General features: G+C 37.6%; 23 protein-coding genes. 1 reads left to right on the top strand and 22 read right to left on the bottom strand.

The window, feature by feature from the left end; translation table 11 throughout:
* Positions 1 to 98: 98 nt before the first annotated feature.
* From AN964_RS05110 to AN964_RS05085, 6 genes are all read right to left on the bottom strand, one after another.
* Positions 99 to 1,379, bottom strand: coding sequence for an NAD(P)H-dependent oxidoreductase (locus tag AN964_RS05110; protein WP_055738664.1), 1,281 nt, complete (start codon positions 1,377 to 1,379; stop codon positions 99 to 101).
* 274 nt (positions 1,380 to 1,653) lie between these two features.
* A complete protein-coding gene (locus AN964_RS05105) occupies positions 1,654 to 2,592 on the bottom strand; it encodes a sugar-binding transcriptional regulator (RefSeq protein ID WP_055738663.1) in 939 nt (312 codons plus the stop codon).
* A gap of 87 nt (positions 2,593 to 2,679) precedes the next feature.
* A complete protein-coding gene (srlE, locus tag AN964_RS05100; RefSeq protein WP_055738662.1) occupies positions 2,680 to 3,690 on the bottom strand; it encodes a PTS glucitol/sorbitol transporter subunit IIB in 1,011 nt (336 codons plus the stop codon).
* Between the two features lie 15 nt (positions 3,691 to 3,705).
* Positions 3,706 to 4,236, bottom strand: a complete 531-nt coding sequence (gene srlA, locus AN964_RS05095; protein WP_055738661.1) for a PTS glucitol/sorbitol transporter subunit IIC — start codon at positions 4,234 to 4,236, stop codon at positions 3,706 to 3,708.
* Positions 4,237 to 4,251: 15 nt separating this feature from the next.
* A complete protein-coding gene (locus tag AN964_RS05090; RefSeq protein WP_205603387.1) occupies positions 4,252 to 4,680 on the bottom strand; it encodes a transcriptional regulator GutM in 429 nt (142 codons plus the stop codon).
* A 413-nt stretch (positions 4,681 to 5,093) separates the two neighbouring features.
* On the bottom strand, positions 5,094 to 5,447 hold the full coding sequence (locus tag AN964_RS05085) for a hypothetical protein (RefSeq protein WP_055738660.1): 354 nt from the start codon (positions 5,445 to 5,447) through the stop codon (positions 5,094 to 5,096).
* Between the two features lie 246 nt (positions 5,448 to 5,693).
* Between AN964_RS05085 and AN964_RS05080 the strand changes: the two genes are divergently transcribed.
* The gene (locus tag AN964_RS05080; RefSeq protein WP_235950516.1) at positions 5,694 to 6,371 is read left to right on the top strand and encodes a hypothetical protein; all 678 of its coding nucleotides are present in this window, start codon (positions 5,694 to 5,696) and stop codon (positions 6,369 to 6,371) included.
* A gap of 295 nt (positions 6,372 to 6,666) precedes the next feature.
* Here the strand turns inward: AN964_RS05080 and AN964_RS05075 are convergent, their stop codons facing one another.
* The 16 genes from AN964_RS05075 to AN964_RS05000 form a co-directional block, all read right to left on the bottom strand.
* Entirely contained in the window at positions 6,667 to 8,307 is a 1,641-nt protein-coding gene (locus AN964_RS05075; protein WP_055738659.1) for a thiamine pyrophosphate-binding protein, read from the bottom strand.
* 90 nt (positions 8,308 to 8,397) lie between these two features.
* Positions 8,398 to 11,202 (bottom strand): sensor domain-containing phosphodiesterase, encoded by a 2,805-nt coding sequence (locus AN964_RS05070; protein ID WP_055738658.1) that lies wholly within the window; start codon positions 11,200 to 11,202, stop codon positions 8,398 to 8,400.
* Between the two features lie 316 nt (positions 11,203 to 11,518).
* On the bottom strand, positions 11,519 to 11,935 hold the full coding sequence (locus tag AN964_RS05065; protein WP_055738657.1) for a MarR family winged helix-turn-helix transcriptional regulator: 417 nt from the start codon (positions 11,933 to 11,935) through the stop codon (positions 11,519 to 11,521).
* An 85-nt stretch (positions 11,936 to 12,020) separates the two neighbouring features.
* A complete protein-coding gene (locus tag AN964_RS05060) occupies positions 12,021 to 12,752 on the bottom strand; it encodes an SDR family NAD(P)-dependent oxidoreductase (RefSeq protein WP_055738656.1) in 732 nt (243 codons plus the stop codon).
* Positions 12,753 to 12,904: 152 nt separating this feature from the next.
* Positions 12,905 to 13,204, bottom strand: a complete 300-nt coding sequence (locus AN964_RS27455) for a DUF5658 family protein (RefSeq protein ID WP_055738655.1) — start codon at positions 13,202 to 13,204, stop codon at positions 12,905 to 12,907.
* 288 nt (positions 13,205 to 13,492) lie between these two features.
* The gene (locus AN964_RS05050) at positions 13,493 to 14,572 is read right to left on the bottom strand and encodes an AbrB family transcriptional regulator (protein ID WP_055738654.1); all 1,080 of its coding nucleotides are present in this window, start codon (positions 14,570 to 14,572) and stop codon (positions 13,493 to 13,495) included.
* A 57-nt stretch (positions 14,573 to 14,629) separates the two neighbouring features.
* The gene (locus tag AN964_RS05045; protein ID WP_055738653.1) at positions 14,630 to 15,751 is read right to left on the bottom strand and encodes an NAD(P)/FAD-dependent oxidoreductase; all 1,122 of its coding nucleotides are present in this window, start codon (positions 15,749 to 15,751) and stop codon (positions 14,630 to 14,632) included.
* A gap of 103 nt (positions 15,752 to 15,854) precedes the next feature.
* On the bottom strand, positions 15,855 to 16,880 hold the full coding sequence (locus tag AN964_RS05040; protein ID WP_055738652.1) for an asparaginase: 1,026 nt from the start codon (positions 16,878 to 16,880) through the stop codon (positions 15,855 to 15,857).
* A gap of 179 nt (positions 16,881 to 17,059) precedes the next feature.
* Positions 17,060 to 17,779 carry a GntR family transcriptional regulator gene (locus tag AN964_RS05035; RefSeq protein WP_083489226.1) on the bottom strand — a complete coding sequence of 240 codons (720 nt, stop codon included), beginning with the start codon at positions 17,777 to 17,779 and terminating at the stop codon, positions 17,060 to 17,062.
* 327 nt (positions 17,780 to 18,106) lie between these two features.
* Positions 18,107 to 18,919, bottom strand: a complete 813-nt coding sequence (locus AN964_RS05030; protein WP_055741144.1) for a carbohydrate ABC transporter permease — start codon at positions 18,917 to 18,919, stop codon at positions 18,107 to 18,109.
* A 26-nt stretch (positions 18,920 to 18,945) separates the two neighbouring features.
* Complete coding sequence (locus tag AN964_RS05025; RefSeq protein WP_083489225.1) at positions 18,946 to 19,887, bottom strand: carbohydrate ABC transporter permease; 942 nt, start codon at positions 19,885 to 19,887, stop codon at positions 18,946 to 18,948.
* A gap of 54 nt (positions 19,888 to 19,941) precedes the next feature.
* Complete coding sequence (locus AN964_RS05020; protein WP_055738650.1) at positions 19,942 to 21,183, bottom strand: ABC transporter substrate-binding protein; 1,242 nt, start codon at positions 21,181 to 21,183, stop codon at positions 19,942 to 19,944.
* Positions 21,184 to 21,524: 341 nt separating this feature from the next.
* Positions 21,525 to 24,122, bottom strand: coding sequence for an ABC transporter permease (locus AN964_RS05015; protein WP_055738649.1), 2,598 nt, complete (start codon positions 24,120 to 24,122; stop codon positions 21,525 to 21,527).
* Entirely contained in the window at positions 24,119 to 24,802 is a 684-nt protein-coding gene (locus AN964_RS05010) for an ABC transporter ATP-binding protein (RefSeq protein WP_055738648.1), read from the bottom strand. Before AN964_RS05010 ends, AN964_RS05015 begins: the two co-directional genes overlap by 4 nt.
* Before the next feature lie 201 nt (positions 24,803 to 25,003).
* Positions 25,004 to 26,005 (bottom strand): sensor histidine kinase, encoded by a 1,002-nt coding sequence (locus AN964_RS05005; protein WP_055738647.1) that lies wholly within the window; start codon positions 26,003 to 26,005, stop codon positions 25,004 to 25,006.
* 1 nt (position 26,006) lies between these two features.
* Entirely contained in the window at positions 26,007 to 26,690 is a 684-nt protein-coding gene (locus AN964_RS05000; RefSeq protein ID WP_055738646.1) for a response regulator transcription factor, read from the bottom strand.
* Between the last annotated feature and the right edge of the window lie 305 nt (positions 26,691 to 26,995).

Raw genomic sequence — 26,995 nt, 5'->3', positions numbered from 1 at the left:
ATAGGCTGGTATATTCTTTTCTTACCAGTTTGATGATTTCGAAAAAACAGCACGAAACTGCCCGCCCACTCGAGTTTTTCACTGAATACTTTATTGGTTTACAGTCTTACAAGATGACTACTTTTCGAAATAGATGATGGAAACAGCTGATCCTGAAGTGCTCTTAATTTCCAAACAGTCGTCGATGTATCTAAATCTACATCATCAAGGGTTAAAAACTGTCCAAGTTTAATATCCTTCTTCGCAATAATATTCCCGCTAATTAATCCAATTGGAATATGTCCATTACTCTTCATGTCAGCATTAGTTTCCAAGACACCACGTACGGAATATCCGCCAATGCCATCCACTTTTTCACCCGACTTGATATCGCGTTTTGCAACAGCAACCGTTTCCGAAATTGGAGCTCCCAGGGGCTGTATAGAAGAATCGTGTTGAAGAACGGCTTTGGCAATCGTAATAGGTGTTTCCAAGCTTGCTAGATGGTATGGGCGATAGATTACATAGTGTGGCCCTTTTCCAACCTTCAAATAACGAAGCTCTTCATCTACAGGCTCTAAATCGGATTTTACAATCACAAATACACCCGGAGCTAAACCTTTCACATATTCCACTACTCCGAAGTTTTCTAGAACACCGCCGTTTTCAATAAGGTTCAATTTGTCAGCAACTGTTTCAATAGTGGCTTCTACCCCGTGCATCCCCACTTTATCTGGAACTAATCCTGTTGCATTACTTAAAAGATTCATTTCCGCCATCGTTTTAGTTCCATCTTGGAACGCGGCTAACATATGGGCACTCATATGCTTTTGTTTAGCTTCTGCAGCACAAATATCCGGATTTGAGGTTGGAATAAATGGATTATTTTTCCCCTTGCCAGCAACTAAAACTTCCATCCCCATTGTTTTAGCAAATTCATATAATTCTAGCGTAGCAGCAGGCTCATCACCGGCAGAACCTGTATAAACTAAACCAGCATTGGTGAAGAACTGATGCATAATAGATCCGATCGTTATATCGACTTCAACATTTAATAGCACAAGATGTTTCTTCGACCTTAATGCTTCAAGAGAAATATTCGCTCCGACTTCCGGTACACCTGTCGCATCCACAATAACCTCTACATTTTCGGATTGAATTACTTTTCGATAGTCGGTTGTAACAACCATGATTTCTTTTCTAGAAGCCTGCGTGTTATAGAAATTTTGCGCTCTTTCCGCAGCTTCAAGATTCATATCGCATATCCCGGTTACACACATTCCAGGGATTCTTGAAATTTGTGCAATCATTCCAAATCCCATTTGCCCTGCACCTATAACCCCGACCTTAATTGGGTTATTTTCCTTTTCACGTTGTAAAAGCTGTTGATAAATTGACATTTGCTAATCCTCCTCACCCATTTTCCCGCTACAAATCTATTTCTTAATACATTGAAGAAATTAATTTAGAAAATAACAAACGATAGATAGTGTGGCAAAAATCAATTAATATTATCATTTGTCACAACTTGTGTCATTTGTTAATATACGTTCAGTTTAATCACAAATGTAAGGGCTGTCAAGATGGAACTTTCTAAAAATTCTGCTCTGTAATCGTTTTAGTTATTAAGAACTAGTAAAAAGCTGCAAAGACTAGTTTGCAGCTTTTTTATTATTATCCAACTAAAGCTTGACCAGTTGCTTCGTCTGTTACTAACACATGAATTAAATTACCTTCTAATGCTGCTTTTATGGCATTTACTTTTTCTAAGCCTGAAGCGACTCCAATTACAAGTGGGATTTTTTTCAATGCCTCAAGCTCGATTGCAATCACACGTTCATTCCAAGAATTTGGCACAGATTTTCCAAATTTATTGATAAAGTTATAACAAATATCCCCGACAATTCCTCCGTCTTGAGTAATTTCTTGATGATTAGAGCCAAGGTAAGATTTCACCATTGTGGAATGTTCCGGACTACCACCAATTCCTACCACTGCAATACTGGATTCTTCAGCCAGTTCAAGTATTTTTCGAATCGATGGCTGTCGTATTAAGACATCCTTTGCCTCCTTTGAATCGACCATTACAGGAACGTGAAGAAGTTTATAGTTTGCTTGCAGGGAGTCGCCCATTTTCGCAACTAAATAATTCGCATGGATATCCACTCTTTCATTTCCAACTCCTCCTACTAAAGGTACGATTGTAACCGATGGGAATGGCTGTGGAGAATTTAAGGCTTTAGCCATTTCATGTAAGGTTGTTCCCGAAGAAATCCCAATGATTTGGCCATCCTTAATCATTCTTAATAAATAATGTGCTGCTGCTTCCCCAAGCTGTTTTTTGGAGGATTCCAATCCAACACTATCAATACATACTACTTCCCTTAAACCATATAATCTTTCAATTTTCCTCTCTAATCTGCGATATTGCGGGTCATGTTCATCATGAATCGTAATCTCTACAATTCCTAATTCCCTCGCCGTTGTAAGATATTTAGAAATAAGAGAACGGCTTACCCCTATTTTTTCTGCAATTTCTGATTGGGTAGCGCCTTCTTCATAATACATTTGGGCAACCTTGATCAGGATTCTTCTATTTTCTTGTAGAGCCATATTCTTATCCTTTCTTCTATTTTATAAAGATGAATAAACTATGCGTATGAGCTATTTCGTTAGCTCATACGCATAGTTCCTTGATTTTTAAAACATGCCAAAGCTTGCAAAGTAAGCGATAATTACTGACAACACTCCAGTAATTAATCGACTATATAAAATGGCTGGTACTCCATATTGCACCGTTTCAGGTTTAGCTTCTCCTAATGATAAACCAACAGGGATAAAGTCACAGCCTACTTGACCATTGATTGCAAATAATGCTGGTAAGGCAAACTGTGGAGGAATATGTCCTAACGCAATTTGACTACCAATTAACACCCCAATTACCTGTGCAATGACGGCACCAGGTCCAAGCACCGGTGATAAAAATGGCAACGTACACACAATAACGATAATTAGTAATCCCCAAAGCGATCCTGCAAGCGGAGATAATGAATGTGCAATAAGATTCCCTATACCAGTATAATTGATAATTCCGATTAATAAACTGACAAATGCCATGAACGGAATGATATTTTTAATTAACATATCAACCGAATCACGTCCGGCCTGATAAAAAGTTCCAGTAACTTTTCCAATTCCTCTCGAGAATTTTGTTAGGAAATTATCTTTATTTTTTTGATTTTCTTTTTTCAATTGATCATATTCTTTTTTAAAAGCTTCTTTATCTTTCACATTATATTTTGATTCTGCAACCTCTTGAGCTCCTGCTGATTCTGTATAACCTTCAGCAAGTGTAACTTGTTTTTCCGTAACACCAGATACAAATATATCCTCCGTAATATGCTTAGCAAGCGGACCGGAAGGGGAGGATGCGAGAATATCAATGGTAGGAATTTGCTTCATTGGATAAAGACCAATTCTCGCTGTACCACCGCAGTCGATGACCACACACATCATTTCATCTTCCGGCACGGCATTCTTGAAACCATCTATAGCTTCTCCACCTGTAAGCTCAGCAATTTTTTGTGCAACTGGATGGATACCGCCTCCGGTAATAGAAACAACTTTTGTCTTTTTACCTTGTGGTTCAATATGAAGACCGACTCCCCATCCACCTGGACCTTTCGAAACAAAAACAGCTTGATAACTCATATTTACTCCCCCTCCTTATTCTGACTTCGCTTCCATTCTTTTTGCTATATATTTTGTGATTAATTCCGTAATAATTCCGCGTAATAGAATAACGATAATACCGACAATAAAGTAACGAACTGCTAGTTCCGACATGGAATACCCTGCTTGCTTAATTCCATTTGCTATCCCAAGATATACGAACAATTCACCTGCATTCGCATATGGAAAAAAGGATGTAACCGGGTGAACAAAAGAAACGGCAGAATCATAAAAAGCCGGCTTTTGTTTTTCAGGTAAAAAACGTCCGAATGTATATGCCATTGGGTTCGTTAAAATTAACACGGAAAGAATTGGCATTAAGGTGTAACGAAGCAGCATATATTTGGATGCGAATTGAATGGCCCGGTTTACTCGCTCCTCCCCGATAAATTTCATAATCGCGTAAGTAAATGTTAAAAGTACCACTAATGTAGGAATGATTCCTGTAACAAGACCCATGAATTGCTTGCCGCCTGCATCAAACATTCCGATGAAATGCTCTCCTAACCATTTAATCCAATCCATTCAACATACCCCTTTCTATGAACCTACCGAAATATTTTGTTTTGAAATATTTACAATCGCATTTTCCCCAGCTTTTAAAAGGGCTTTCCCGAAGGCAGGGATTTTCTTCCTCTTATCTTTACCAGGAAAACTTTCATTTACATCATTTAAGATAGTTCCAACATGCTGCCCCTTGTACTGTTCCATTTCTTTAAACTTTGATAAAACGGAAATACCCTTTAACATGTGACATTCGTGAACAATATATTCTTTATCAACAACTAGAATCGCAATGGCCCCTGGTCGGAACTTATTTCGCTCCATACCCGAAAACATGTAAAAACCATCATCCCCCTTGTAACCGCCTACAATTTTATTAATGCTTCTTCGGTAATAACGAATTTGAATAAGTGAAAACGCATATTGCACAACAAGTATCGCACAAGCAATAATAGCGATTTTCATGATGCACACCTCCTTTTTTATTGATCTTTAGAAAGTCAACAAATCTTTTAAGCGCTTTCATTTTCAGTAAATATTTAAATACTTCACTAGAGGAACTGTAACATATGTTACATTTTGTGGAATTTTTCTGTTGATTTTAACATTTGTTAATAACCGTTACATATGTTATAAACATAGAATAATGGAATTCAAGTAGACTGTCAATCATCATTTTAAATTTTTTGAAAATTAATATTACCGCTGGTATTACCAATGGTGCCTGGCACCGCTCGTGGACAAATGAGTATTTTGTCCACACACAGTGTACAATATTGAAAAAGAGGATTCACATGAGCGAATCCTCTTTTTTAGCCTTATATCATTTTTCAATGAAGTGAAGTAATCTGTTTTTGATCCATTAAGAAATTATATATTTATACAGAAGTATATTCCTTTGTACCTATATTCACATTATCGTCTCCATTCCCCTTCACCTTATCAATCTTATCAATAAACAGTTGAAAGACCTTTTTCTTTTCTTCCAGATCCTTAATGATCTCTTTCAATTGATTGAATTTCTGTTCGAAGGGGCTAAGGTATAATTCACGGATATTTCGGAGAATATCGCCGTTTACGGTGGATTGAAGAACTTGTTTCGTTATGCTGAATTTATATGAATATACCTGCAGCTCCTGTTTTACTTCTTCGTATTCTAAATCAATTTTCAGTAGAAGCTCCCCAATCTCTTCCTTCCATTCTTCTAATGATTTTTTCACATGTTCATCCATCATCTATCTCCCCTTTTCCTAAATGTTTTATGTAGAAAATAGCTAACTTTCATTTTATCAATGGAAGTTTTCAGTTTGATTTCGATAGATTTACATACTGATGTTTGTTTGGTGAAAAAAAATAACAGATTTACACTGAATGATGAGTTATCCGGATTAGATCTGCAAAAAATTATCTATCCGTAAATTACTACCAAATTGTATAATTAATTTATACTACATCATCATGATTGGAGATATCTTTTAATGACAATTCTAAACATGTGCTCCTCTGAATTAATAGAGGAACTTACAAAAGTATTTGGAGTAGAATCGGAAGAAGAGTTAAATACTCAACTAAAATCGTTGTCAAAGATTGAAGCAATGGATAAGTGGGTGAATTCATTTGCTGGAAACCTTGATAGTGAAGGAATTTGCAAAATAATAAATCTGCTTTTCGGTTTTGATTTAAAAACTAAGACAGTCTCATCTGCAAGCAGTTCTGTTAGCTCGTTATCGGTAATCAATTCATACTTGGAAGCGCATGAATTTAACGTTACTGGGGCAGATATCCGCAAAATGATCAATGAGATGTTTGGAATCAATTTGGACGCAATTGCTTCTTTGGAAAAAGCTCGGATATCGTTGTTTTCAAAAAATCAATGGATGGTACGTCATGAGCAAGATTTATTTGTTGTCCATACTGGAGATAATGATGTTGATGCGTGGGTGTATCCAACGGAATATTTTAAGGAGCACACAGGGAAAATAGAGCTTCCGGAAGAACTCCAACAGGATTTAATTCAATTGGGATACACTTTTAACGATAAAGTAGGAGGCTACTATTATAGCAATCCGACTGGAAAAGCAGTCCCTGATGCTTTTAAGGGGCAAACAATGGGTGCAATTATAAAAGTTATTCAGAAATCCTATCTTTCATTATAAGAAAAGCGCAAGCGCCTTGCTCATCGGCGTACGGATTTCGTAGTCGCAGGCTCGAGATAAAGGAAACACAGTGAGGTAGTTCACGAACTGATGTTGACTTATCGTAGGGAGGAGACGGAGAAATCCGCTAGCCGATATCTGCTTACGCTAGACAAGATTAAACTTGTTAAATTATTTAGATGTTGAAAAATTTTATACTTTCTTATCCCTTAAAAGTAGGGTGAGCGAGGCTTTTTCTCCCCACTCACCCGTTTTTTTAACTTACTTGGCCAATTCAGCCCGTCCCTATATGCTTCTATTTCCCAAATGAAGATAGAAATTTCACACGATCTCCCATTGGCGGAATATTATTATCCACTAATGCAATCTCTAAAACAGCCGGTCCATTTCCCTCCATTAAGGATTGAATGACATCTTCCTTTAAATCCGCCAATTCATTCACACGATAACTTGGAATATTCATGGCAGCAGCCATCGCGGCAATATTGATGCCTTCTTGTTCAAAGGATGGATGTGTGCGCTGAAATTGCAGGGCATGTCCATGGTAGACCATTCCTAAGCGCGCATTGTTCATGACAACAAATAAGATTGGTAAATTGTATTCTTTCGCAGTTAATATTTCCATTCCATGCATGAAGAAACAGCCATCACCAGTTATACACACGACTGGGCGCTCCGGTTCGGCAAGTTTAGAACCGATAGCAGAACCAATTCCGCTTCCCATTGCCCCGAAATGTACATTGATATTATATGAATCAGAATCCAGCACTTTCATGTATTGAATAACATAGGACATAAATTCGCCGATATCAACTGTATATCGGGTAGATGCAGGCATAAACTTTTGGAGATTTAACAAGACATTTTTCGTGTTATATTCATTTTTATCCCCAGTTATTTCTTTATTCTTCTTAACAATCTCCATACTTGATTTATGAATCCCCAGTTCCCTTAATTCCTCTATTAAAAAGGCAAGACTTAAATTGATATCTCCCAACACGGGAATATCAATCTTATATTTTCGATTAAATACGGTTTCATCAAAATCCATTTGAACGGTAAAGCGATTTTTCGTAATATTACCGTTATAATTATTGGTTGCTGTTTCTCCTAAGCTTGAACCAACAATCAATAAAGCCTGTCCATCCCCTTCATTTATTAATTGGGACGCTGATTCATGACCGGCAAAACCAAAAACTCCGGCAAAAAGTGGATGATTCTCCCTGACATAACCTTTTGCTTGAGGTGTAACCATCACTGGCCATTGCAGAATTTCCGCCAGTTCCAAAAGCTGGTCTACAGAATTTCGAACCCCTTGGCCGGCTAAGATATAACCATTTTTCCTTTTTACTAATTGAGCTGCTGCTTCCTTAATAATTTCTAGTTTCGGAACAATCGGTTTTCTTTTCGGAGGAACTGGAATAGTTTGTAATTCTACTTCTTCGTGTTGAATATCAATCGGCATAGCAATATGAACAGGACCTGGTACTCCAGATACCGCAATTTCAACAGCTTTTACAATTTCCTTAAGCAAATCCTTGGATTGGTCCACTCTAGTGCTATATTTGGTGACTGGACGAAAGATTGGTTCGGCATCTAATTCTTGTGAAGCATTTAACCCAATTGTGTTCACGGGAACGGCACCGGTTAAAAATAATACAGGTAAATGTTCCCGCATCGCATTTGCTGCACCAGTTACAAGGTTTGTTCCTCCAGGACCGCTGCATCCAACACATACACTCAATTGATTTGTATATTTTGCATACGCTGCTGCCATATAGGAGGCAGCCCCTTCATGCTTCGTTACGATAGGGGTAATTTCCGGTATTTCGGTAAGCTCATCGAATATTGCATTAACAGAGCCTGCCGGAATCCCAAAAATATGTTTCACCCCTGCCCCTTTTAAAAATTCAAGTACTGCACGTGCTGCTTTCATCAAATATCCCACCTATTCTTTTTATATTTGGCTATTGTTTAATAGACGTATACGCAACAAAAACCATAATGACCGTCACAATAATATTGATCAAAGCTTTATATGATAACTGCTATTTTTCAAGAAGGTGCTTGCAATATCTTCTGGCAGCATAGGACGGCTGAAGAAATATCCTTGCATCAAATAGCAGTTTCTGGCGGTAAGAAATTCTGCATGCTCCTTTGTTTCAACACCTTCAGCAATAACATTTAAATTCAAGTTTTGCGCCAAGGTAATAATGGTATTCGTTATCGCTGCATTGTCATTATCCCATGTCATATCTTGGATAAAGGATTTATCAATTTTTAATGTATTAATAGGCAAGTCCTTCAAATACCCTAAGGAAGAATAGCCGGTGCCAAAATCATCAATGGCAATATTAATTCCGATTTCCTTTAATTGTTTGATGGTTTCTACCGTCTTTTCGGTATTTTTCACTATATGGTTTTCCGTAAGTTCTAAATGTAAAAATTCCGGTGACAGACCGACGTCCTCTAACGTATTTTTAATCATTTCGAATAAATTATTTTGTTCAAACTGACGAACCGATAAATTAACCGACATACTAATATCCGCAGCTCCTTGCTCCTGCCATTTTTTCAATTGGCTGCATGCCTCTTTCAGAACCCATTCCCCAATAGGAATGATTAGGCCTGTATCCTCTGCAATCGGGATAAATTTATCCGGCGGTATCAATCCTTTTACAGGGTGATTCCATCTCAGTAATGCTTCTACCCCTACGATTTTTTTGGTCAGATAGTTGATTTGAGGCTGGTAGTAAACAACAAGCTCTTCTTGATCCAATGCTTTATATAGTGCACTTTCAAGTTCGACATTTTCAAATGTTCTTGAATTCATGCCAGTACTATAAAAATGATAGCTATTTCCGGAAATTTCTTTTGCCTTGTACATTGCTGTATCTGCATTTTTGATAAGTATTTCAGCTGTTTCTCCGTTTTCCGGGAACAGGCTTATTCCTATACTCGTCTTCATATAAACTTCATTATTCTTAAGCGAAAAAGGCTTCGAAAAAGAATCAATAACCGGATTTACCACTTTCATGACATCATTTTTTCCTTTTATATTAGGTAAAAAGATAGTAAATTCATCTCCACCTTGGCGTGACACCGTTGCACTTTTTGGTATACAAGCGCTTAGCCGTTTGGCAACTTCCCGCAATAAAACATCCCCGTAGCTATGCCCCATCGTATCGTTAATGTACTTAAACCGGTCTAAATCAAGATACAGAACCGCTGCTTTTTCATTATGTATTCCGGCATACGTTAACCCTTGATTAAGCCTGTCGTTTAATAGAACCCTATTTGGTAAATCTGTGACAATATCAAAGTAGGCATGATAGCGAATTTTTTCCTCCATCTGCTTTCTTTCCGTAATATCCTTGAACGTCACAACATATCCAACGGTTTCTTCCCCTTCTTTAATAGAAGCTATGATGTATTCAACCGGAAAGGTGGATTGGTCTTTTCGAATAAACGTTTCATTCGTATAGTAATGGTCTTTCTTGGAACTTGAATCAAACGGCATTCTATTAGAAGCTTTTCTATTAAAAATAATCTTGGACGGCTTTCCAATAAGCTCGCCTTTTTTATGATAGCCAAGCAAAGATTCACCTGCAGGATTACAGAAGGTAATGTTTCCCTCTAAATCTAAGCCAAATATACCTTCACCAGCGGAATTCAGGATTAACTCATTTTCGCGGCTAAGCTGCTGCAGCTCCATTACTACTCTATTTAGTTCCTTGTTTTTTTCGGTAATCTCCATCGTTCTTTCTTCTATAATAACCTCTTGTTTTTCCATATACAGGAGGTTTGATAATGTGGAGGCAGTTGCGTCCACAATGGATTGCGCCATCCTAATTGCAGCTTCTGGATAAATACGTCCCTTTTCCTCTAAATTAACAACGGCAATAGCACCTAATACCTCTCCCATGGAAACCATCGGGAGCATAAATAGCCCTTTCATTCCGAACTCTCTGCAAAGATCATGATTCGGCCTATCATCCGCAAATACATCTGGAATAAGAAGGGCCTTCTTGGTTCTGATTACTTCCTGAAATACCGGGTCATTATTTTGATCGATTTTGATCTTACTATGCGCCATCATCCAGTCTTCTTGGGTCCAGTCACTATCCTTGCTTAATTTTGCTGGTTTCATTCTTTTCTCGGCAATTGGATCTAGTATGTGAACACCAATATTATAATTATTAAGGACCCTTCCGACATAGGAGAAGCATTTATCCAGCGCTTCCTGCAAAGAGGAACACATCGATAAGTCCCGCGTTACATCAAGCAACAGCTGTTTCTCTGCAATCAAATTTTCCTTAAACGTTATATTGTTTGCATTTTGGATGGCAACAGCCGCCATATTTACATATGCCTCAACCGTTTGAATCTCTGACTCTGTTAAGTTCATTGGGATGCCATAGTCAAATAAAAAAACAAGGCCATATAATTCATTTTCATACGAAATCGGAAGTCCTAATAATGATTTGATTTGAAAGCCTTCAACTGCCAGCGGATTCGGCCTATTATCCACTGATGTATCTGGAATGTAGATTGTTTTTTTGGTTTCAATGACTTCCTTTGCGAGTAAATCCTTTTCCAAATCAATGACATGCATGTCGAGTGTCATTCCGTTTATCACTTCCGGTTTCCCAATATACCCTCTGAATGTTCCCTCCTCCTGAGGCAAATAAATACCGACAGAATCACATTGAACAATTTCTTCGGATATGGCGGTGACCACATGCTCCAGCACTTGACGCAATTCGAGCTTTGTATTGATCAGCTTTGTTAAATTCGCGAGGCGAGAATACCTGGTCTGTTCCTTTAACATTTACTCGTACTCCATTCCTATAGCAAAATCAAAAATAGTTATATTCAAAAAAAATCCACCTAATATATACTAGAAGCCAGATTTGTTAACAAAAAATATTCTTATCTAATATTTCGACAAAAACTACCATAATTTTAACACTTATTTACTATCTTTTTACATCATTTTTGTAGTATTGATGTGGTGTCAGGCACTACTCGTGGACATTCTGGGATTTTGTTCGTGTGCAGTGTACAGTGACAAAAAAAAGAAGGCCGTTGCTGCCCTCTTTCCCTTTAATAGTAATCTCTGTTTTTTGGTTAGTTTTAACTAATCCTCAACCATTTAATTTACTATAGATATTCAACAATTGATTAAGCTCTTCCCTATCTAGCTTTTCAAATAACTGCATACGTAATTGCAGCCCTTTTTCTTGAGCGGAAGATAAGATGTCGCAGCCATCGTCTGTAATTTTAAGATATAATGCTCGTCTATCCACTTCATTCCTTTCCCGCACCACAAGCCCCTTTTTAATCAGTTTTTCTGAAAGGTGGGTTAATGTCGGCGGTGTTAGACCTAAGCCTTTCGCGATGTCGGAAGGTCGGCTTCGGCCATTTTTATGTAAATGACTTAGCACCAGAATATGTGATATTCCAAGGTTTTCATGAAACATTTGATTCCATTGAATAATCATGTTATTCGTGATTTGTTCCATTTTATGAATAAGCTCAAAAATGGTTTGATTCTGATCCATGCTTTTCCTACTTTCTAATTATCTTTGTATTATAGTAACATAAAAAAGAAAATCCCCTTATCAAGAAGGGGAAATGTCACGATTATTACTGTGCAGAAAATCCGCCATCAATGACTAGCTCTGCCCCAGTGATAAAGGATGCTTCGTCGGATGCCAGGAATAATGCCGCATTTGCAACATCCTCAGGCTTTCCAATTCGTTTAAGCGGAATACCTGCTTCTAATTGCTTAAGTAATTCTTTAGATTCTTGCAGTGCCTGAGTCATAGGTGTTTCGATAATTCCTGGAAACAAAGTATTTACTCGAATTCCATAAGAACCAAAGTGCACAGCTGCTGCTTTTGAAAAAGCACGAACGGCACCTTTTGAAGCTGTGTAAGGGTTTAAGCCCTGACCTATTTGTGCTGTATAAGAGGAAATGTTCACAATAGATCCACTCCCCTGTTCCTTCATATATGGAAATACATGCTTCAAGCCAAGGAATGGTCCAAAACCATTAATAGTCATCATTTTATTCCAATCATCAAATGTTGTCTCCTCTAAAGGCTTTTCGGAAGAAATCCCTGCATTATTGACTAAGATATCCATTTTTCCGAAACGTTCTTTTACTTCTTTTAACAAATTAGACCAATCTTCTTCGGAGGATACATTCAGCTTCATTCCCGTCACTTTTGGCAGTTTGCTAACCTTTTCAAGGCCCAGTTCATTGATGTCTGCTGCAATGACTTGCGCACCTTCTTGGCTAAAAAGCTGCACCATGCGTTCTCCCATACCAGAAGCTCCACCAGTAATAATTGCTACCTTGTTTGCTAATCTCATATACATTCCTCATTTCTGGAAATTCATTTAGATGTCTAATTATTTCACATCTAAATAATAGCAAGATTAAAGTAAGATAGCAATTTTTCTGATTGCCGGAAATATTATTTAGAATTGTCCACGAGTAGTGTCAGACACACTCCCAGCAAAAACTATAAAAAATAACTATATAACCAATAACCATGGAGCAGAAATACAAAAGTGTACAGGATCGTTGCAAAAACAGTTATTTTTTTTAGTATTCCCGATCTTAATAGTCTATTTTTTGTACAAAACAACATTAATAGAATGGAAAGAGTAATTTTTAAGCAAAGAAATAAAACGGGATTAGTATCATAAAGGCTATTCATGAGAGGATTTGATTCTGTGATGTATGAAAAATGCAAACCAAAGAAAGTCAATAATGCATCCATTAAGTTAAGGAATGCTAAATAGAATAATAGTGTTCTCATATTAATCCCCTCTCCGATGTTCGTTATTAAGAACGAATGAAATAAAAAATTTTTGTTGAATCCCTAATATAATTGCTATTTATTACTCCCTTTATACTAAAATTAATATGTGAATAACCTCAAAATTTGTCTGTAGTAAAAATATTTTTAATAAAGGAGCATAAAACTCAACGTTGATACGCAATTGTGATGCGTGAAATGGCTGCGGACATAGAAAAAAAACATGATAATAGCAAGAATTGCGTTCTCATGTTTTTTTTTGGATTATTCCTTTTAGCGATTAGTTTCTTAATTATATTGTTTTCTTTTCCGATAATGCCGCTTAAAGTACCATTTCAATAAGGGCGGCACAATAAAGAAGATAAAAAAGATCCGAAATAACTGGTACCCGGTCACGATGGAAAGATCCGCATGGACGGCATGTGCGATAATTCCCATTTGATCCATGCCTCCTGGCGCAACACTTAAAAAAGAAGTTATATTGGTGACATGATGAAGGGTGACTAATAGAAAAGACAGCCCGAATGAAGTCAAGATTAAAATAAATCCGCTAATCAGTGAAAACGTTATGATCTTTCCTTTATTTTTTAATTGGTCTGGTTTCATTAAAAGTCCGATATATCCCCCCATTAGAAATTGCGAAAGATTCGTAAGGGTTGCCGGCAAGCTGGGACCATGCACAACCCCTAGATTAATAATTGCAGTACCAATAATAGGACCAAGCAAGTAAGGAGTTGGCAGCTTTGCCTTTTTTCCTAGCAAAGCAAAAACAACACTTCCTACAGCGAAAATGATAATAGCGGGGAATAGATTGCTCCATTCGGCGGAAATTTTACTGCTTACAGCATGCAAATCCCCAACTGCAAACAAAGGACTAGTAATCAGCAAAGGCACGATAAAAATAATCATCATTAACCGTGTCACTTGTAAAAACGTCACAACCGTTAAATCTAGGCCTTTGATTTCCTCCCCAAGTGTAATCATCTGTGACAAGCCTCCAGGGATGCTCCCTGTTAAAATAGTAGGATATTCAACTCCAGTCAGCTTTGAAATCAAAATAGCAAATAGTGCACTAATAGCTATCGTTAATACCGTCATCAACAACATAGATGGAAGCTGGTGCACGATTTGAATGAGGGCTGGATTCGTAAAAGAAAGCCCAATGGTATAACCAACGATAATCAATCCGCTATTCCTTAATTGAACTGGCCAGTATAGCTTCATCTTCCCGATTCGAGCAGCTAGGAAAACAGCCACCATTGGGCCAAGCAGCCATGGAATCGGCATATGAATGAGAAGAAAAACTGCTCCGCCAATGAAAGAAATGACGAATGTGACAAGGAATGGAATCCACTTATTTTTTTCCATACTAAAACCTTCTTAATACAATTTTTTCACCAAATTACTCTACCAAAAAGGACGAAACTATTCTACTGGTAAAGCAAACCTTAATGGTACATACGGAGTAATATCCAATTCAACTTCTTCCCCCATTGCTAAGCGTGCTGCCAAAGATCCTAAATATGGTCCCATCGTTAAGCCGGAAGCCCCGAGTCCATTCGCAATGATTAAACCTTGAATGGATGGAACAGGCCCTAACAAAGGTAAAATATCAGGTCCAGCTGGCCTGAACCCAATTCTTACTTCATGCATAGTACTGCCAGCGAGTCCGGGTGCTACTTTCAATGCTTCATCCAATACTTCTTGTAAACCTGCTGCCGTTACCCGATAATCGAATCCGGCACCTGTTTCCCTAGTAGCCCCTACTACGACCCTCGAGTCATCGAACGAAACAAGATAATGGCTGCTTTGTGGAAGAATGACCGGCCAATTGGAAGTATCTTGCTCCGGTACTTGTAGGTGAACAATTTGCCCGCGCTGTGGCTCTACCTTTAAATCTATTCCATGCGGAGCTAATAATTCCCGTGCCCATGCCCCGGCAGCAACCACTACTGCATCTGCCGCTATAAATTCTTCATTTATTCGCACACCTGTGACAATACTATTTACCATTTCCAAACTTGCTTTTCCTGTATAAAAGGTTGCCCCATGCTTTTCGGCTCCTCTTTTCAAAGCATCCCTTAACAATCTGCCGTCTACTCTCGCTGCTCCTTCCACATAAACGGCTTTTAATCCTTCTTTTAATGGAGGGAATAATTTACGGGCTTCTTCAGCTGATAAACGACGTATTTCTCCTACCTCTGGGATTTCCGCTCGGCATTTAGTTCCTCTTTGCTCGACATAATCCAGTTTTTCTTCATCCTCACTAACAGCCAGCGCACCTACCAATCGATATCCTAAATTGGTTTCTCCATCTTCTTTTAGCTGTTCAACTAGGGAAGGATAATAGCATGCTCCTGCTTTCGCAAGTCGAAACCAATCCTCATCCTCCAAGCTGGTAACCCAAGGACAAACGATTCCGGCTCCTGCCGCTGTTGCCTGTCCTTCATGAAATTGGTCGACGACAATCACTTCTGCCCCTTTTTTGGATAAGTGGTATGCGGTGCTTGCCCCTGCAATTCCTGCGCCAATAACGATTACTTTCATAATGGTTCCATCCTTTCTTCTTTTAATTTATTCTTAATTGTTTAATAGGAAGAATTATGTTGCAAAAAATGCAAAGAAATGTTCTTTGCATTTTTCTGTGAACCTATTGAATATGTTTTTTTGCAGACTCTAATTGAAAAACAGGTGATAATTGCCCAATCGTTTCTTGACGGCAATTTTTTAACTGTGGATAATGATAACCTTTCAGTTGCTCCAGCTGCTCATCCGTTAATAGATTCAATTGTTTTAATACCTCAACTGCTACAGGCTCCGTGCCTCTGCCATTTCCGTCCTCTACTTTAATCGCGATTCCGATACCAGTTTCTATATCCCCGATACAATAAACTGCTTCTGCCCCAGCCTTCCCAAATGCCCGTCCTTGCGCAACTCTCATGAAATCAGTGCAAAAACGATTGGTTCCGCCAACCATTTCCGGTGCATTCATCATTGCTTGGGCGATTCTTTTAACTGCGGTTGTTCTTTCATTGCTTAGTCCTGTTGGATTGGCCATCCGGGCATAGCAATACGCTAATTTATCAAGAGGCATCCCATGAACAGGAACTCCACAGCCATCGATGCCGATTTCTATTTTTTCCTTTGGAAACTCTGCTAAACTACTAATGGCTTCTAAAATTCTTTGTTGAACAGGATGATCCAGCTTATAATAATCGTCGACCGTTTCATTCATATGTTGAGCGGTTGTCAACATTCCGCTATGTTTTCCAGAACAGTTGTTGAATAAGGCTGTAACAGGCTTTCCCTCTCTAATGAGTTCTTCGTAAACCTCTTCCCACCTTGGATTATGGGTACCGCATTGCAAATCTTTTACATCAAGCCCAATCCTACTAAGAATAGATAGCACCCGATTCGTATGCTGCTTTTCGGCATTATGTGATGCACAGCACAATGCAATATCTGCATCGTCAAAATGGTAAAAATCTGCCGCTCCCGTTTCGATCAACGGAATAGCCTGAACCGGCTTCATGGACGAACGAGCATATACCATTTGTTGCGGATTTCCTGCCTGATAAAGAAGATTGCCGTCTGAATCAACAACAGCAATATGTCCCTTATGTACGCTTTCTAGCATTTTCCCTCTGTGAACATGTACAAGTTGTGCGGCTTCCATGTCATCATCCCCATTTGTAAATTATTTAGCTATTCGAAATAACAATAAAACATGTTCATCCTAAATACAAGGTTATTTTTATACAATTTTGATTTTTCCTTATTGATAATAAATAATTGGAAATGTTATTTTCTTATATCTATTTTTCATTGCAAATAAAAAAAGAAGCAGATTTCACTCTACTTCAACTCGACAGAATAAGTAAATTTATCTCCTCTTGCAATGGAAATGGTGTATTCAATAACCGAATTACCTTCATAAGTCACTCGTCTGATTAATAGACTAGGTTCTTTCGTATCTATTTTTAGTTTTGCAGCCTCCTCTTTTGTTGCCATAACCGCTTTAAAGCTTTCATTTGCTTTTGTTATGACTACATTATATTTTTCACGAAATAAGTTATACATTGGGATATTTTCAAGGTCTTCCTTCCTTAGATTCGGAAACCTTACTAAGGGAAGATAGGAAGTTTCGTACATCATCGGCTCATCATCAGCAAGGCGCAGCCTGATAATTTTATACACATGATCTTCAACAGGAATATTTAAGACCTTAGCGGCTTTAGCATCGCAAGGTACTAATTGAAAATCAACAACGACAGAGGATGGTATTTTCCCTACTTTTTTCATCTCTTCTGTAAAACTATAAAATTTCACAAGACTTTGATTGATCACTTTTGGAGCTACAAAACTTCCTTTTCCATGCTCTTTATAAATGAATCCTTCTTTTTCTAATTCCTGCATTGTTTGGCGAACAGTTGTCCGACTTACTTGATACATTTCACATAACTCCCGCTCAGAAGGAAGGCGGTCGTTTTCCTTCAGTTCACCACGCTCAATTTTCCCTTGAATTATATCCATCAGTTGATAATATAGGGGCAGACGATTATCTTTTTCAATCATACTTTTCTCCTTTAAAAATCCTATCATTATCCATATTGTACGAAAAAATCAAAAAAATCTCACCCCAATATGCTCATCTTTAACCAACTTCTTTTGTTTCCTTAGTCAGCTGCCCAACATATTCGGCAAAGTTCACCGTTTTCCCAGTTAATCTCGATTGTCCCTTGCGGATTCAGTGACATAGGTTTTTTTAAAAATTCTTTATGATAGGTTAATCATTTCTTGATCTGGTGAACAGATTAATACTGCAGCACATAGCTTTTCTTTATCCAACAAGTCTTCCCGTGATTATTCGATGAAGAGCTACAAACTTTTTCCCATTTTCTATTACTTGCCTCCAGTGATGGCTATTCCTTCGATAAATCTCTTTTGTAAGAACATAAATAATATAAGCATCGGCAAAATAGCTAAAAATGAACCTGCCATTAAAATTGGATAATTGGTGACATATTGTCCTTGTAAGGATGAAAGTCCTACAGAAAGTGTCATCTTTTCCGAGGAACTGTTTACAATAAGTGGCCACATTAACTCATTCCATGACCATAAAGCTGTAAATATTCCAAGTGCAATCAGACCTGGTTTCGCAAGAGGCAGCATAATCTTCCAGTAAATTTGAAAATGATTGCAACCATCAAGTCTGGCCGCTTCCTCCAATTCTTTTGGCAATCCCATAAAAAACTGACGAAGTAAAAACGTTCCAAAGGCACTAAAGAGACCTGGGACAATGACAGCCTGCAACGTGTTTAACCAATTCAACTTCACCATAATCATATATTGAGGCAGTAAAAATACTTGGCTTGGGACCATCAAAACAGATAAAACAAGGATAAAAAGAACATTTCTACCCGGAAAAGAAATACGAGCAAACGCATAAGCTGCAATGGAACATAGAAATAATTGTCCAATAGTTCGAATCACAGTAACAATAAATGTATTAAGCATAAACTTAAAAAATGGCAGTAAATCAAAAACCTCTTTATAGTTGTGCCATTGAAACACTTTTGGAAAAATCTTAGGCGGAACTTGAACGGATTCTGCATATGTCTTCAATGAAGTCAAAATCATCCATATAAATGGAATGACCATTATGACTGCACCTATGATTAAAACAAGATGTATCCATAGATGTTTACCTTTCATCGTTTTTTCCAAGGTCTTTTCCTCCTTTATTCATAGTGCACCCATTTTTTCTGTAAAATCATTTGTATTACGGTAACGATTAAAATAATGAATAACAATACAACTGCAATAGCCGCTGCATAACCTTTATCATTTAACACAAACGCATGTTGATAAAATAAGTAGACGATAGATTGTGTACTTTCGATTGCTACGCTAGTATTTGGAATCATCATAAAAATCAAATCGAATACTTGAAATGCACTAATTAACGACATAATCGTAACAAAGAAAATAATAGGTGATAAAAGCGGCAAGGTAATTTTAAAAAAGGTAGTGACTGGGCCTGCCCCATCGATTTTGGCAGCTTCATAATAGGTTTTAGAAATACCTTGCAGACCTGAAAGAAAAATGACCATATTGTATCCGATGCCGCTCCATATTGCCACAATGATTACCGAGTATAAGGCAATATGGGGATTTGTAATCCAGCTTGGTCCCTTAAGATGAAACCATGAGAGAATGTAATTAATTAAGCCAAAGTCTGTATTGTAAAGCCATTTCCACACCATTGCAATCGCAGCCGGCATTGTAATAACAGGAAGGAAATATAATGTCCGATAAACCGATCTTCCTTTTATTTTTTGATTAAGTAAAACCGCCACAATGATGGATAGAAAAACACCAATCGGAACGGTTAAAAGGATATAAATAAGTGTGTTTTTAAAAGCTTTCCCCAGATCGGGATCCGACAACATTTCTGAATAATTTTTTGTTCCTATCCATTCATGGGTTCCAAAAGCTCCCCATTCTGTAAAGCTATAATAAATGGTTTGAATAATTGGCCAAAAATAAAAGATTAATAGACCAATCATGGTTGGAGCTATCATTAAATATGCCCATAGATAATCTGATCGCTTTTTTGTTTTATAATATTTTTTGGTCTTCATTTTGTTTTGCGTTTCCATTGCTATTGGGAGCTCACTCATGCCAGCCCTCCTCCTATTATGTGAGGAAGGGCATTACCCTTCCTCTAATATTGACTAATTTTTATCAAGTATCTTATTACCTTCTGTTGTTAATTCCTTCGTCGCATCTTCAACGCTTTCCTCGCCGCTCCAAGCTTTTTTAAGCACTTTCGTTTCTTCGTCCCATAAAGCACCTGTATTTTTCACACTTGGTAATGGATGAGAGTATTGTACACCGTCAATGAATGCTTGAAGATGAAGATTGCTAACCGATTTAATCCAAGCATCTTGTGTGCCGTTATAAGCAGGAATAACAGTGCCTGTATTCGCAAATATATCCGCTGCTTCCTTTGAACCTAAAAATTTCACAAACTTCCATGCTTCCTTCTGATGCTTCGTATTTTTAGCAATAACGTTTGCTAATCCATGTATACTAACTGCTCTTTCTTTTCCTTTTGGCATTACTGCTACATCTAAATCCTTATTCTTTTTATATTCTGGAACCATCCATGGGCCATCAAATAACATGGCGATTTTTCCAGAAAGAAACATGTCTGATGGAGCTGTTTCTGTCATTTGTGCAGCTGTAGGAGATAAGCCTTCTTTAATAAAGCTGATATTGTATTTAAGTGCTTCAATGGCTTCAGGTTGTGAAAATCCCACGGATTTACCATCATCCGAAATGATATAGCCGCCATTCTGCCAAATTAAATCATAATATCCGCCTTGATTTCCCATTAAAGCACCGAATCCCCAAATGCCTTTATCCTTATTGGTTAATTTCTTTGCTGCTTCCTTTAATGTATTCCAATCCCAAGTATCATCAGGATAAGAGACACCAGCTTCGTCAAAAAGCTTTTTGTTATACCATAACCCGGTTGTATCAAAATCTTTCGGAATTCCAAATTTCTTGTTATCCACCGTATATAAGCTTACTAACGAATCCGGATAATTTCCCATATTATAATGATCCTTTTTAATCAAATCATCTAATGGCAAAAGAACGTTCCCTTCCGCATATTGAGTAATGTGAGGACCGTTCATCCATAGAACATCCGGCAATGCTCCGCCAGTGGCTGCCGTTTCAAGTTTCTGAAAGTATTGTGCATACGGAGTGAGTTCTATTTTTACTTCAATATTTGGATTTGTTTCATTAAACTTTTTGATGATTTGCTCAATAGCGGGCACTTGCTTTTTATCCCAAAGACCATAGCGAATAACGACTTTTCCATCCTTGGAAGAAGCTGTTTGTCCTGAACAACCAGCTATTACAAAAACCAACGTCAGCATAGCAATGAACAGAAAACATTTCTTCATTTTAAATCCCCCTCGAGTACAATTCTCCATACAGACTGTTATAGCGATGTCATTACCATTTACGATTGAAAGTGCTTACAATTTAATTCATTACCCTCCCTTTCAAAAAAATTATAATGATGTCATTACCAGTTGATAGTATTATAGCATTAAACTTATTTGCGTGGAAAGATAAATTTTCAATTTTTAGAATTATGTAGACCCTTGGAAACCATGTTTAACTTCAAGAATTAATGGATTATTATAAAGAAGAATACAATGTTTTTCATACAAAAAACCACCCCAAAACATATATATTTTTGAGATGGTTTTACATACATTTTTCACTAAATCCTCGTAACCTAGATGCTTTCTTGCTTTAGCGAGTCGATAATATTTTCTTTTTTTACTTTGGAGCTGGAGTAAAGCATGGCGATGCTGACGATGATGAATACGGCAAGGATAGCATAGACAATTTCCAACCATGGAAGGGAAAATCCAAAGCTGAAACTGTTCATTAGGGATCGATAGATCAAATACATGACAACAATGCTAACAGGAAGACCGTACAGCAATGACTTTATACCATAAAAAATGCTTTCATAATGAATCATCTTATTAAAGCCTTTTGGCGTCATGCCGATCGATTTCAACATTGCAAATTCGCGTTTTCTGAGCGAGATGGAAGTGGTAATCGTATTTAAAATATTTGCCACCGATATCGCAGTCATGAGTGCGATAAATCCGTACGTGAATACCGACATTAACAGCATCATCTGTTCTTCCTGCTGCCTTCCTCGAAATACATTGTAAACATACATATTGCTAGGTTTTATTTTTTCAATTGCTTCTTGTGTTTTGATAGGATCCTTACTTTTTAAGTAAAGTAAAGAACTAATACCATCTGATGTATATTTTTTAAGCAATTGATTCATGCCCTGTTTGGAAACAATGATATTTAAGTTTCCTAGCCCACTTGAAGATACTCCCATCGGCAATTGATCAGTCAATGCCGCAAAGGTTACTTCTCCAAATCTCTCCGTTTTTTCCGTATTAGGATCCATAAGGCTTAGATCAATACTTTGGCCGACTTTGGCATGAATAGCTTTCGTTTCTACATATTTTTTTGCTTGCATATCCTGATATGAAATAGTGTCAATCACAATACCAGATACACGTTTCGGATTAATCAACTGCGCATAGTCGGCACCAATTGATTTTGCATATGCCTTTAAATGTTGCTCATCTATTTCATACACCATTATATTATAAGGATATTTCCCATTCTTCATTTGATCTTGATAGTCTTTTGTCTTTAGTTCTTTCGCGATCGAATCTTTATGGATCCATGCAATACCCTCGATACTCCTCATTTCGCTAGTATCCGTTACATCCCCAAGCTGCGCAATGGACTTGAACAATTCTTCATCCGCTTTCGTCATTTTACCATTTACAGAAACTTGAATATCAAAATTTATATTTTCCTGTGAAAGAACCAATGATTTTTTTAAATTGGCATTAAAAAAGGAAACGGCTAAAAACAGTACAATACTAATAACGAGTGAAAAAACGGTCGCCTGATATCTTCGTTTATTTCTTTTTAAATTTTTCAATCCAACCTCTGCTTCAAAGCCAAAAACTTTGCGAACAAACTTAGATGTTTTTACTTTTTTACTCGTGAGTTTAATATCGGTTGTTTGCCGAATCGCATCGATCGCAGAAATCTTCGATGCTTTTCTAGCAGGGAGATATGTTGAAATGAAAATAGTTACTATTGAAACAACGCACGCTATTAAAATCGAGTATGGTGTAACCGTCAACCTCCAATTCACATCTAACCCCAGTGCATCTTGAATGACCGAATTAATAAAGAGAAAAGTAACTCCAATCCCGGCAAGTCCAAAAATAATTCCAAGCGGAATACTAATCAAGCCAATGATAAACCCTTCAAAAAATACAGAGTTTTGCTTTTGTCGTCTGGTCGCTCCAACACTGGAAAGCATACCCAAATGACGAGAACGCTCGGAAACAGAGATGGCAAAGGCATTATAGATGAGGGAAACAGAGCCAATGATGATGACCCCCATAATAACCGCAGTTAATGAAAATAGGGTGCGTTTTAGGCCAGGGTCACTTGTTACTCCATAATAACGCAATAATTCATTATTAAACTTTACGGATTTAATATTTTCTTTCTTGGCAAGAGCCTTGGCATGTGAATATAAAGATCCATTCACCTTTTTTAATACAACAGCAGCATCAGCTTTATTGGATGCTCCGATCATGCTTTTATCAATATAACCAATAACCGTATATCCTGGTGCCCATGTTGGTTCCCATTTCGGAAGTTTTATAAAACCAACAACAGTATATGTTTTAGTAGTCAGCTTTTTAAAAGTTTCGGTTAATTTTTCATTCTCTATTTGTAATGGATCGTTTTGTCCAAATTTCTTGATCGGTTGACCAGGTAATTTCATTTCCCGCTCCCCGATATCCAGGGTGATAGAATCGCCAATATTAAAATTCACTTTTCCATCTGTGGATATCCGATCAGAGAGAACTACCTCGTTCGCTGCCTTTGGCAACCTTCCTTTTTCCAATTCAATCGGAAACTGTTTAAAGCCTTGGGCATTATATTGTTTTATAAATAAATAAGGCTTACTTTTGTTTTGCCCGCCTTTTAAAGGGGCATATCCCGCGTCTCGTGTTAATACAACCTTTTTCGTTGCGTCATCTTTTTCAATGGCTTCGAGTTGTTTCTTATTTACATCCTTATATAAAACATGCCATTCCCCATTGTCCTTCATTTCCTGCCTCTTCATTAAATCTGTAAAGGAAACAAATAAGGTTGCAACCGCCGTAATCATCGCAACAGAAATGATAACTCCAATAATGGTCACAAGGGTTCGCCGCTTATTTAATTTCATATGTCTTACTGTGAGTTTGTTAACAATGTTCACGGACGAATCACCTCATCCTTAGCAATCTTTCCATCTTCAATGCTAATGACGCGATCCGCCTGAAGCGCGATTCCTTCATCGTGTGTAATAACAAGTAACGTCTGATTTAATGTTTTATTAAACATTTTTAATAAGTCAATGATTTCCTTGCTGTTCTTGCTATCAAGGTTCCCAGTTGGCTCGTCTGCGAGCATAATTGCTGGATTGCTAATTAATGCTCTGCCGATTGAAACCCTTTGCTGCTGTCCGCCTGATAGTTGGTTCGGCAAATGGTTTAAGCGATTCTCCAGATTAAGTAGCTTCACAATATCATCAAATTGTTTTTTATCCACCTTATGCCCGTCAAGCAAAAGAGGCAGAGTGATATTCTCTTCGACTGTTAAGACAGGGATAAGATTGTAAAACTGATAGATTAACCCGATTTGCCTGCGTCTAAAAATGGCTAATTGTGTTTCATTCAGGTTATATATGTCCGTATTGTCAACGAAAACTTTTCCGCTGGTTGGACGGTCGACACCGCCAAGCAGATGCAGAAGCGTGGATTTGCCGGAGCCAGAAGGGCCTATTATGGCGACAAATTCGCCCTTTTTTACGGAAAAAGATACATCATCGAGCGCCTTCACTGCCGTTTCACCTTTGCCATATTGTTTAGACAGATGTTCTATTTTTAGAATTTCCATGTAAAAAACCTCCAAGTATTTTCTAAGGTCTATTCTATCTGCCTTTTATGACTTTGCAGTGACTGGAAAATGACAGTTTAGTCACTTAAGGTATTTGAAATAAAGAATCTTATAGCCTTAATAACCGTTATCTTGTTTAAGAAAAGATGCTTAACTCTAATCTAGTATTAAAAGCTTCAATTTATATGAATCAGTCAACCTTTAAATGACTTGCTTATAAAACTTTATTCTAAAGCTCGTCCCTTCCCCTTTTTTACTCTTCACCTCGATATCTCCATTTTGACTCGTAATAATGCGATGGGCCATCGCCAATCCGATTCCGACACTTTCTTTGCTCGCATTTTTCCCTTTATAAAATCGTTTGAAAATATTGGGCAAGTCTTCTTTCGCGATGCCGATTCCAGTATCAGTGATACTGATTTCTGTAAACAGGACATTATCGTTGCAGGAAATGGTGATTGTTCCCCCTACAGGTGTGTGCTCCACACAGTTTTTTAAAATATTGATCAAGGCTTCGGCCGTCCAATGAAAATCCCCTAAAATAGTTATAGACTTCTCGCAACTTATGGATACGGTTTGATCCTTAATCTCTATTGGAATCAGCAAATTCTCCAGCGCTTTTTGTACTAGCTTTTCCACCAATATGGGTTCGTTTTTAAATTGGGTTGTACCTGCATCAATTTTGGAGAGTTTCAATAACGAAGAAACGAGCCATTCTAATCGTTCTAACTGATTACGAAGATTTCTTGTGAATTCCATTCTTTTTTCAGCCGGAAGATCGGGGGTACTTAATAAATCGGACATCATCATCATCGAGGTAAGCGGAGTTTTCAGTTGATGGGAGATATCGGAAATCGCATTCGTCAATTGGATTTTATCCTTTTGCAGAAGCACTCTTTGCTCCGATAACATGATAGTCACTTTATAAATCTCATTTTTTAAAATACTAAGCTCTCCCTCGACATTATCACGAACATCAAGGGTATAATCCCCACTGTGAATTTGCCGCAAATATCCGGAAAGCTTCTCGATTTCACGATATCGCTTTTTGGTAAATAACAGGCTGATACTAATCAGTAATATAGATACGATGGTAATTAGCAAGGTGGCAGCGACGGAGAAAAATGCCGCAGCTGCAATAGCCACTAGGCTAATCACACACATTGTTAAAAGGTGGGCTTGCACCTCTTTGTTTCTCAGCAATTCAATCACCAACCTTATAGCCTAAACCACGCACTGTTTTAATAATTTGCGGATTTTGCGGATTATCCTCTAACTTTTCCCTCAACCTCTTTATATACACCGTTAACGTATTGTCATTCACAAAATCCCCCGCAACATCCCAAATTTGCTCTAAAAGCTGGTTTCTTGAGAGGACTTGTCCAATATGGTTGGCAAAAATCAATAAAAGACGATATTCTAATGCGGTCAATAAAATCTCCTGCCCATTTTTATAGACTTTTCCTTCAAGGGTATGGACCTGAATGTCGTTTATTTCAATGAAAGATTTGGTAGAAGTATACTTTTGATACCTTCTTAAAACCGTTTTAATCCTGGAAATCAGTTCGCGGATTCGAAATGGTTTGGTGATGTAGTCATCAGCACCCATGTCAAGCCCCATAACCACATTCACTTCATCATCAATAGCGGTCAGAAAAATAACCGGAATATCTGTCTGCTTTTTTACTAATGTGCATAACTCATAGCCGCTCCCATCCGGCAAAGAGACATCAAACAAACATAGATCAAATTCATCTAAACGTTTCGCTATTACCTTTTTTGCCGATTCAGCATCATAGCACAGTTCGGTAGAAAAATGATCATGCTGAAGCGAATATTCCAATCCGGAGGCAATCGTTTTATCATCTTCCACAAGTAATATTTTCATAGAAAATCACCTTATCTTTGTTTCAATAAATTCCCACTCTCATATTCTATATCATCCCGCATTTAGGTATAAATGTCATCCCTTATTTTGGGACGGGGGTGACAGGTCCCTTTTCCAACTTGGAAAAGATTTATTCTTTAGAAAGAAAAAAGGAGCATTGTTAGCTCCGATTATGGTAATTTTTAAGTTGTAATGGATACTCCCGCTTTTTTTGCAGATATGAATAAAGCGATTTATTGACAGTTCGCTGCTGCCAGGGGATGGTGTTATATCAATCAGCGTTTCATTTTTTTTCTGTTCTATAT

This window comes from Heyndrickxia shackletonii (assembly GCF_001420715.1).
GTDB lineage: Bacteria > Bacillota > Bacilli > Bacillales > Bacillaceae_C > Margalitia > Margalitia shackletonii.
This window is presented reverse-complemented; position numbering and strand designations above follow the sequence as displayed.

Coding starts and splice junctions, on each gene's coding strand:
- AN964_RS05110 (WP_055738664.1), bottom strand. CDS start 1,379: ATGTCAATTTATCAACAGCTTTTACAACGTGAAAAGGAAAATAACCCA.
- AN964_RS05105 (WP_055738663.1), bottom strand. CDS start 2,592: ATGGCTCTACAAGAAAATAGAAGAATCCTGATCAAGGTTGCCCAAATG.
- srlE (WP_055738662.1), bottom strand. CDS start 3,690: ATGAGTTATCAAGCTGTTTTTGTTTCGAAAGGTCCAGGTGGATGGGGA.
- srlA (WP_055738661.1), bottom strand. CDS start 4,236: ATGGATTGGATTAAATGGTTAGGAGAGCATTTCATCGGAATGTTTGAT.
- AN964_RS05090 (WP_205603387.1), bottom strand. CDS start 4,680: ATGAAAATCGCTATTATTGCTTGTGCGATACTTGTTGTGCAATATGCG.
- AN964_RS05085 (WP_055738660.1), bottom strand. CDS start 5,447: ATGGATGAACATGTGAAAAAATCATTAGAAGAATGGAAGGAAGAGATT.
- AN964_RS05080 (WP_235950516.1), top strand. CDS start 5,694: ATGACAATTCTAAACATGTGCTCCTCTGAATTAATAGAGGAACTTACA.
- AN964_RS05075 (WP_055738659.1), bottom strand. CDS start 8,307: ATGAAAGCAGCACGTGCAGTACTTGAATTTTTAAAAGGGGCAGGGGTG.
- AN964_RS05070 (WP_055738658.1), bottom strand. CDS start 11,202: ATGTTAAAGGAACAGACCAGGTATTCTCGCCTCGCGAATTTAACAAAG.
- AN964_RS05065 (WP_055738657.1), bottom strand. CDS start 11,935: ATGGATCAGAATCAAACCATTTTTGAGCTTATTCATAAAATGGAACAA.
- AN964_RS05060 (WP_055738656.1), bottom strand. CDS start 12,752: ATGAGATTAGCAAACAAGGTAGCAATTATTACTGGTGGAGCTTCTGGT.
- AN964_RS27455 (WP_055738655.1), bottom strand. CDS start 13,204: ATGAGAACACTATTATTCTATTTAGCATTCCTTAACTTAATGGATGCA.
- AN964_RS05050 (WP_055738654.1), bottom strand. CDS start 14,572: ATGGAAAAAAATAAGTGGATTCCATTCCTTGTCACATTCGTCATTTCT.
- AN964_RS05045 (WP_055738653.1), bottom strand. CDS start 15,751: ATGAAAGTAATCGTTATTGGCGCAGGAATTGCAGGGGCAAGCACCGCA.
- AN964_RS05040 (WP_055738652.1), bottom strand. CDS start 16,880: ATGGAAGCCGCACAACTTGTACATGTTCACAGAGGGAAAATGCTAGAA.
- AN964_RS05035 (WP_083489226.1), bottom strand. CDS start 17,779: ATGATTGAAAAAGATAATCGTCTGCCCCTATATTATCAACTGATGGAT.
- AN964_RS05030 (WP_055741144.1), bottom strand. CDS start 18,919: ATGAAAGGTAAACATCTATGGATACATCTTGTTTTAATCATAGGTGCA.
- AN964_RS05025 (WP_083489225.1), bottom strand. CDS start 19,887: ATGAGTGAGCTCCCAATAGCAATGGAAACGCAAAACAAAATGAAGACC.
- AN964_RS05020 (WP_055738650.1), bottom strand. CDS start 21,183: ATGAAGAAATGTTTTCTGTTCATTGCTATGCTGACGTTGGTTTTTGTA.
- AN964_RS05010 (WP_055738648.1), bottom strand. CDS start 24,802: ATGGAAATTCTAAAAATAGAACATCTGTCTAAACAATATGGCAAAGGT.
- AN964_RS05000 (WP_055738646.1), bottom strand. CDS start 26,690: ATGAAAATATTACTTGTGGAAGATGATAAAACGATTGCCTCCGGATTG.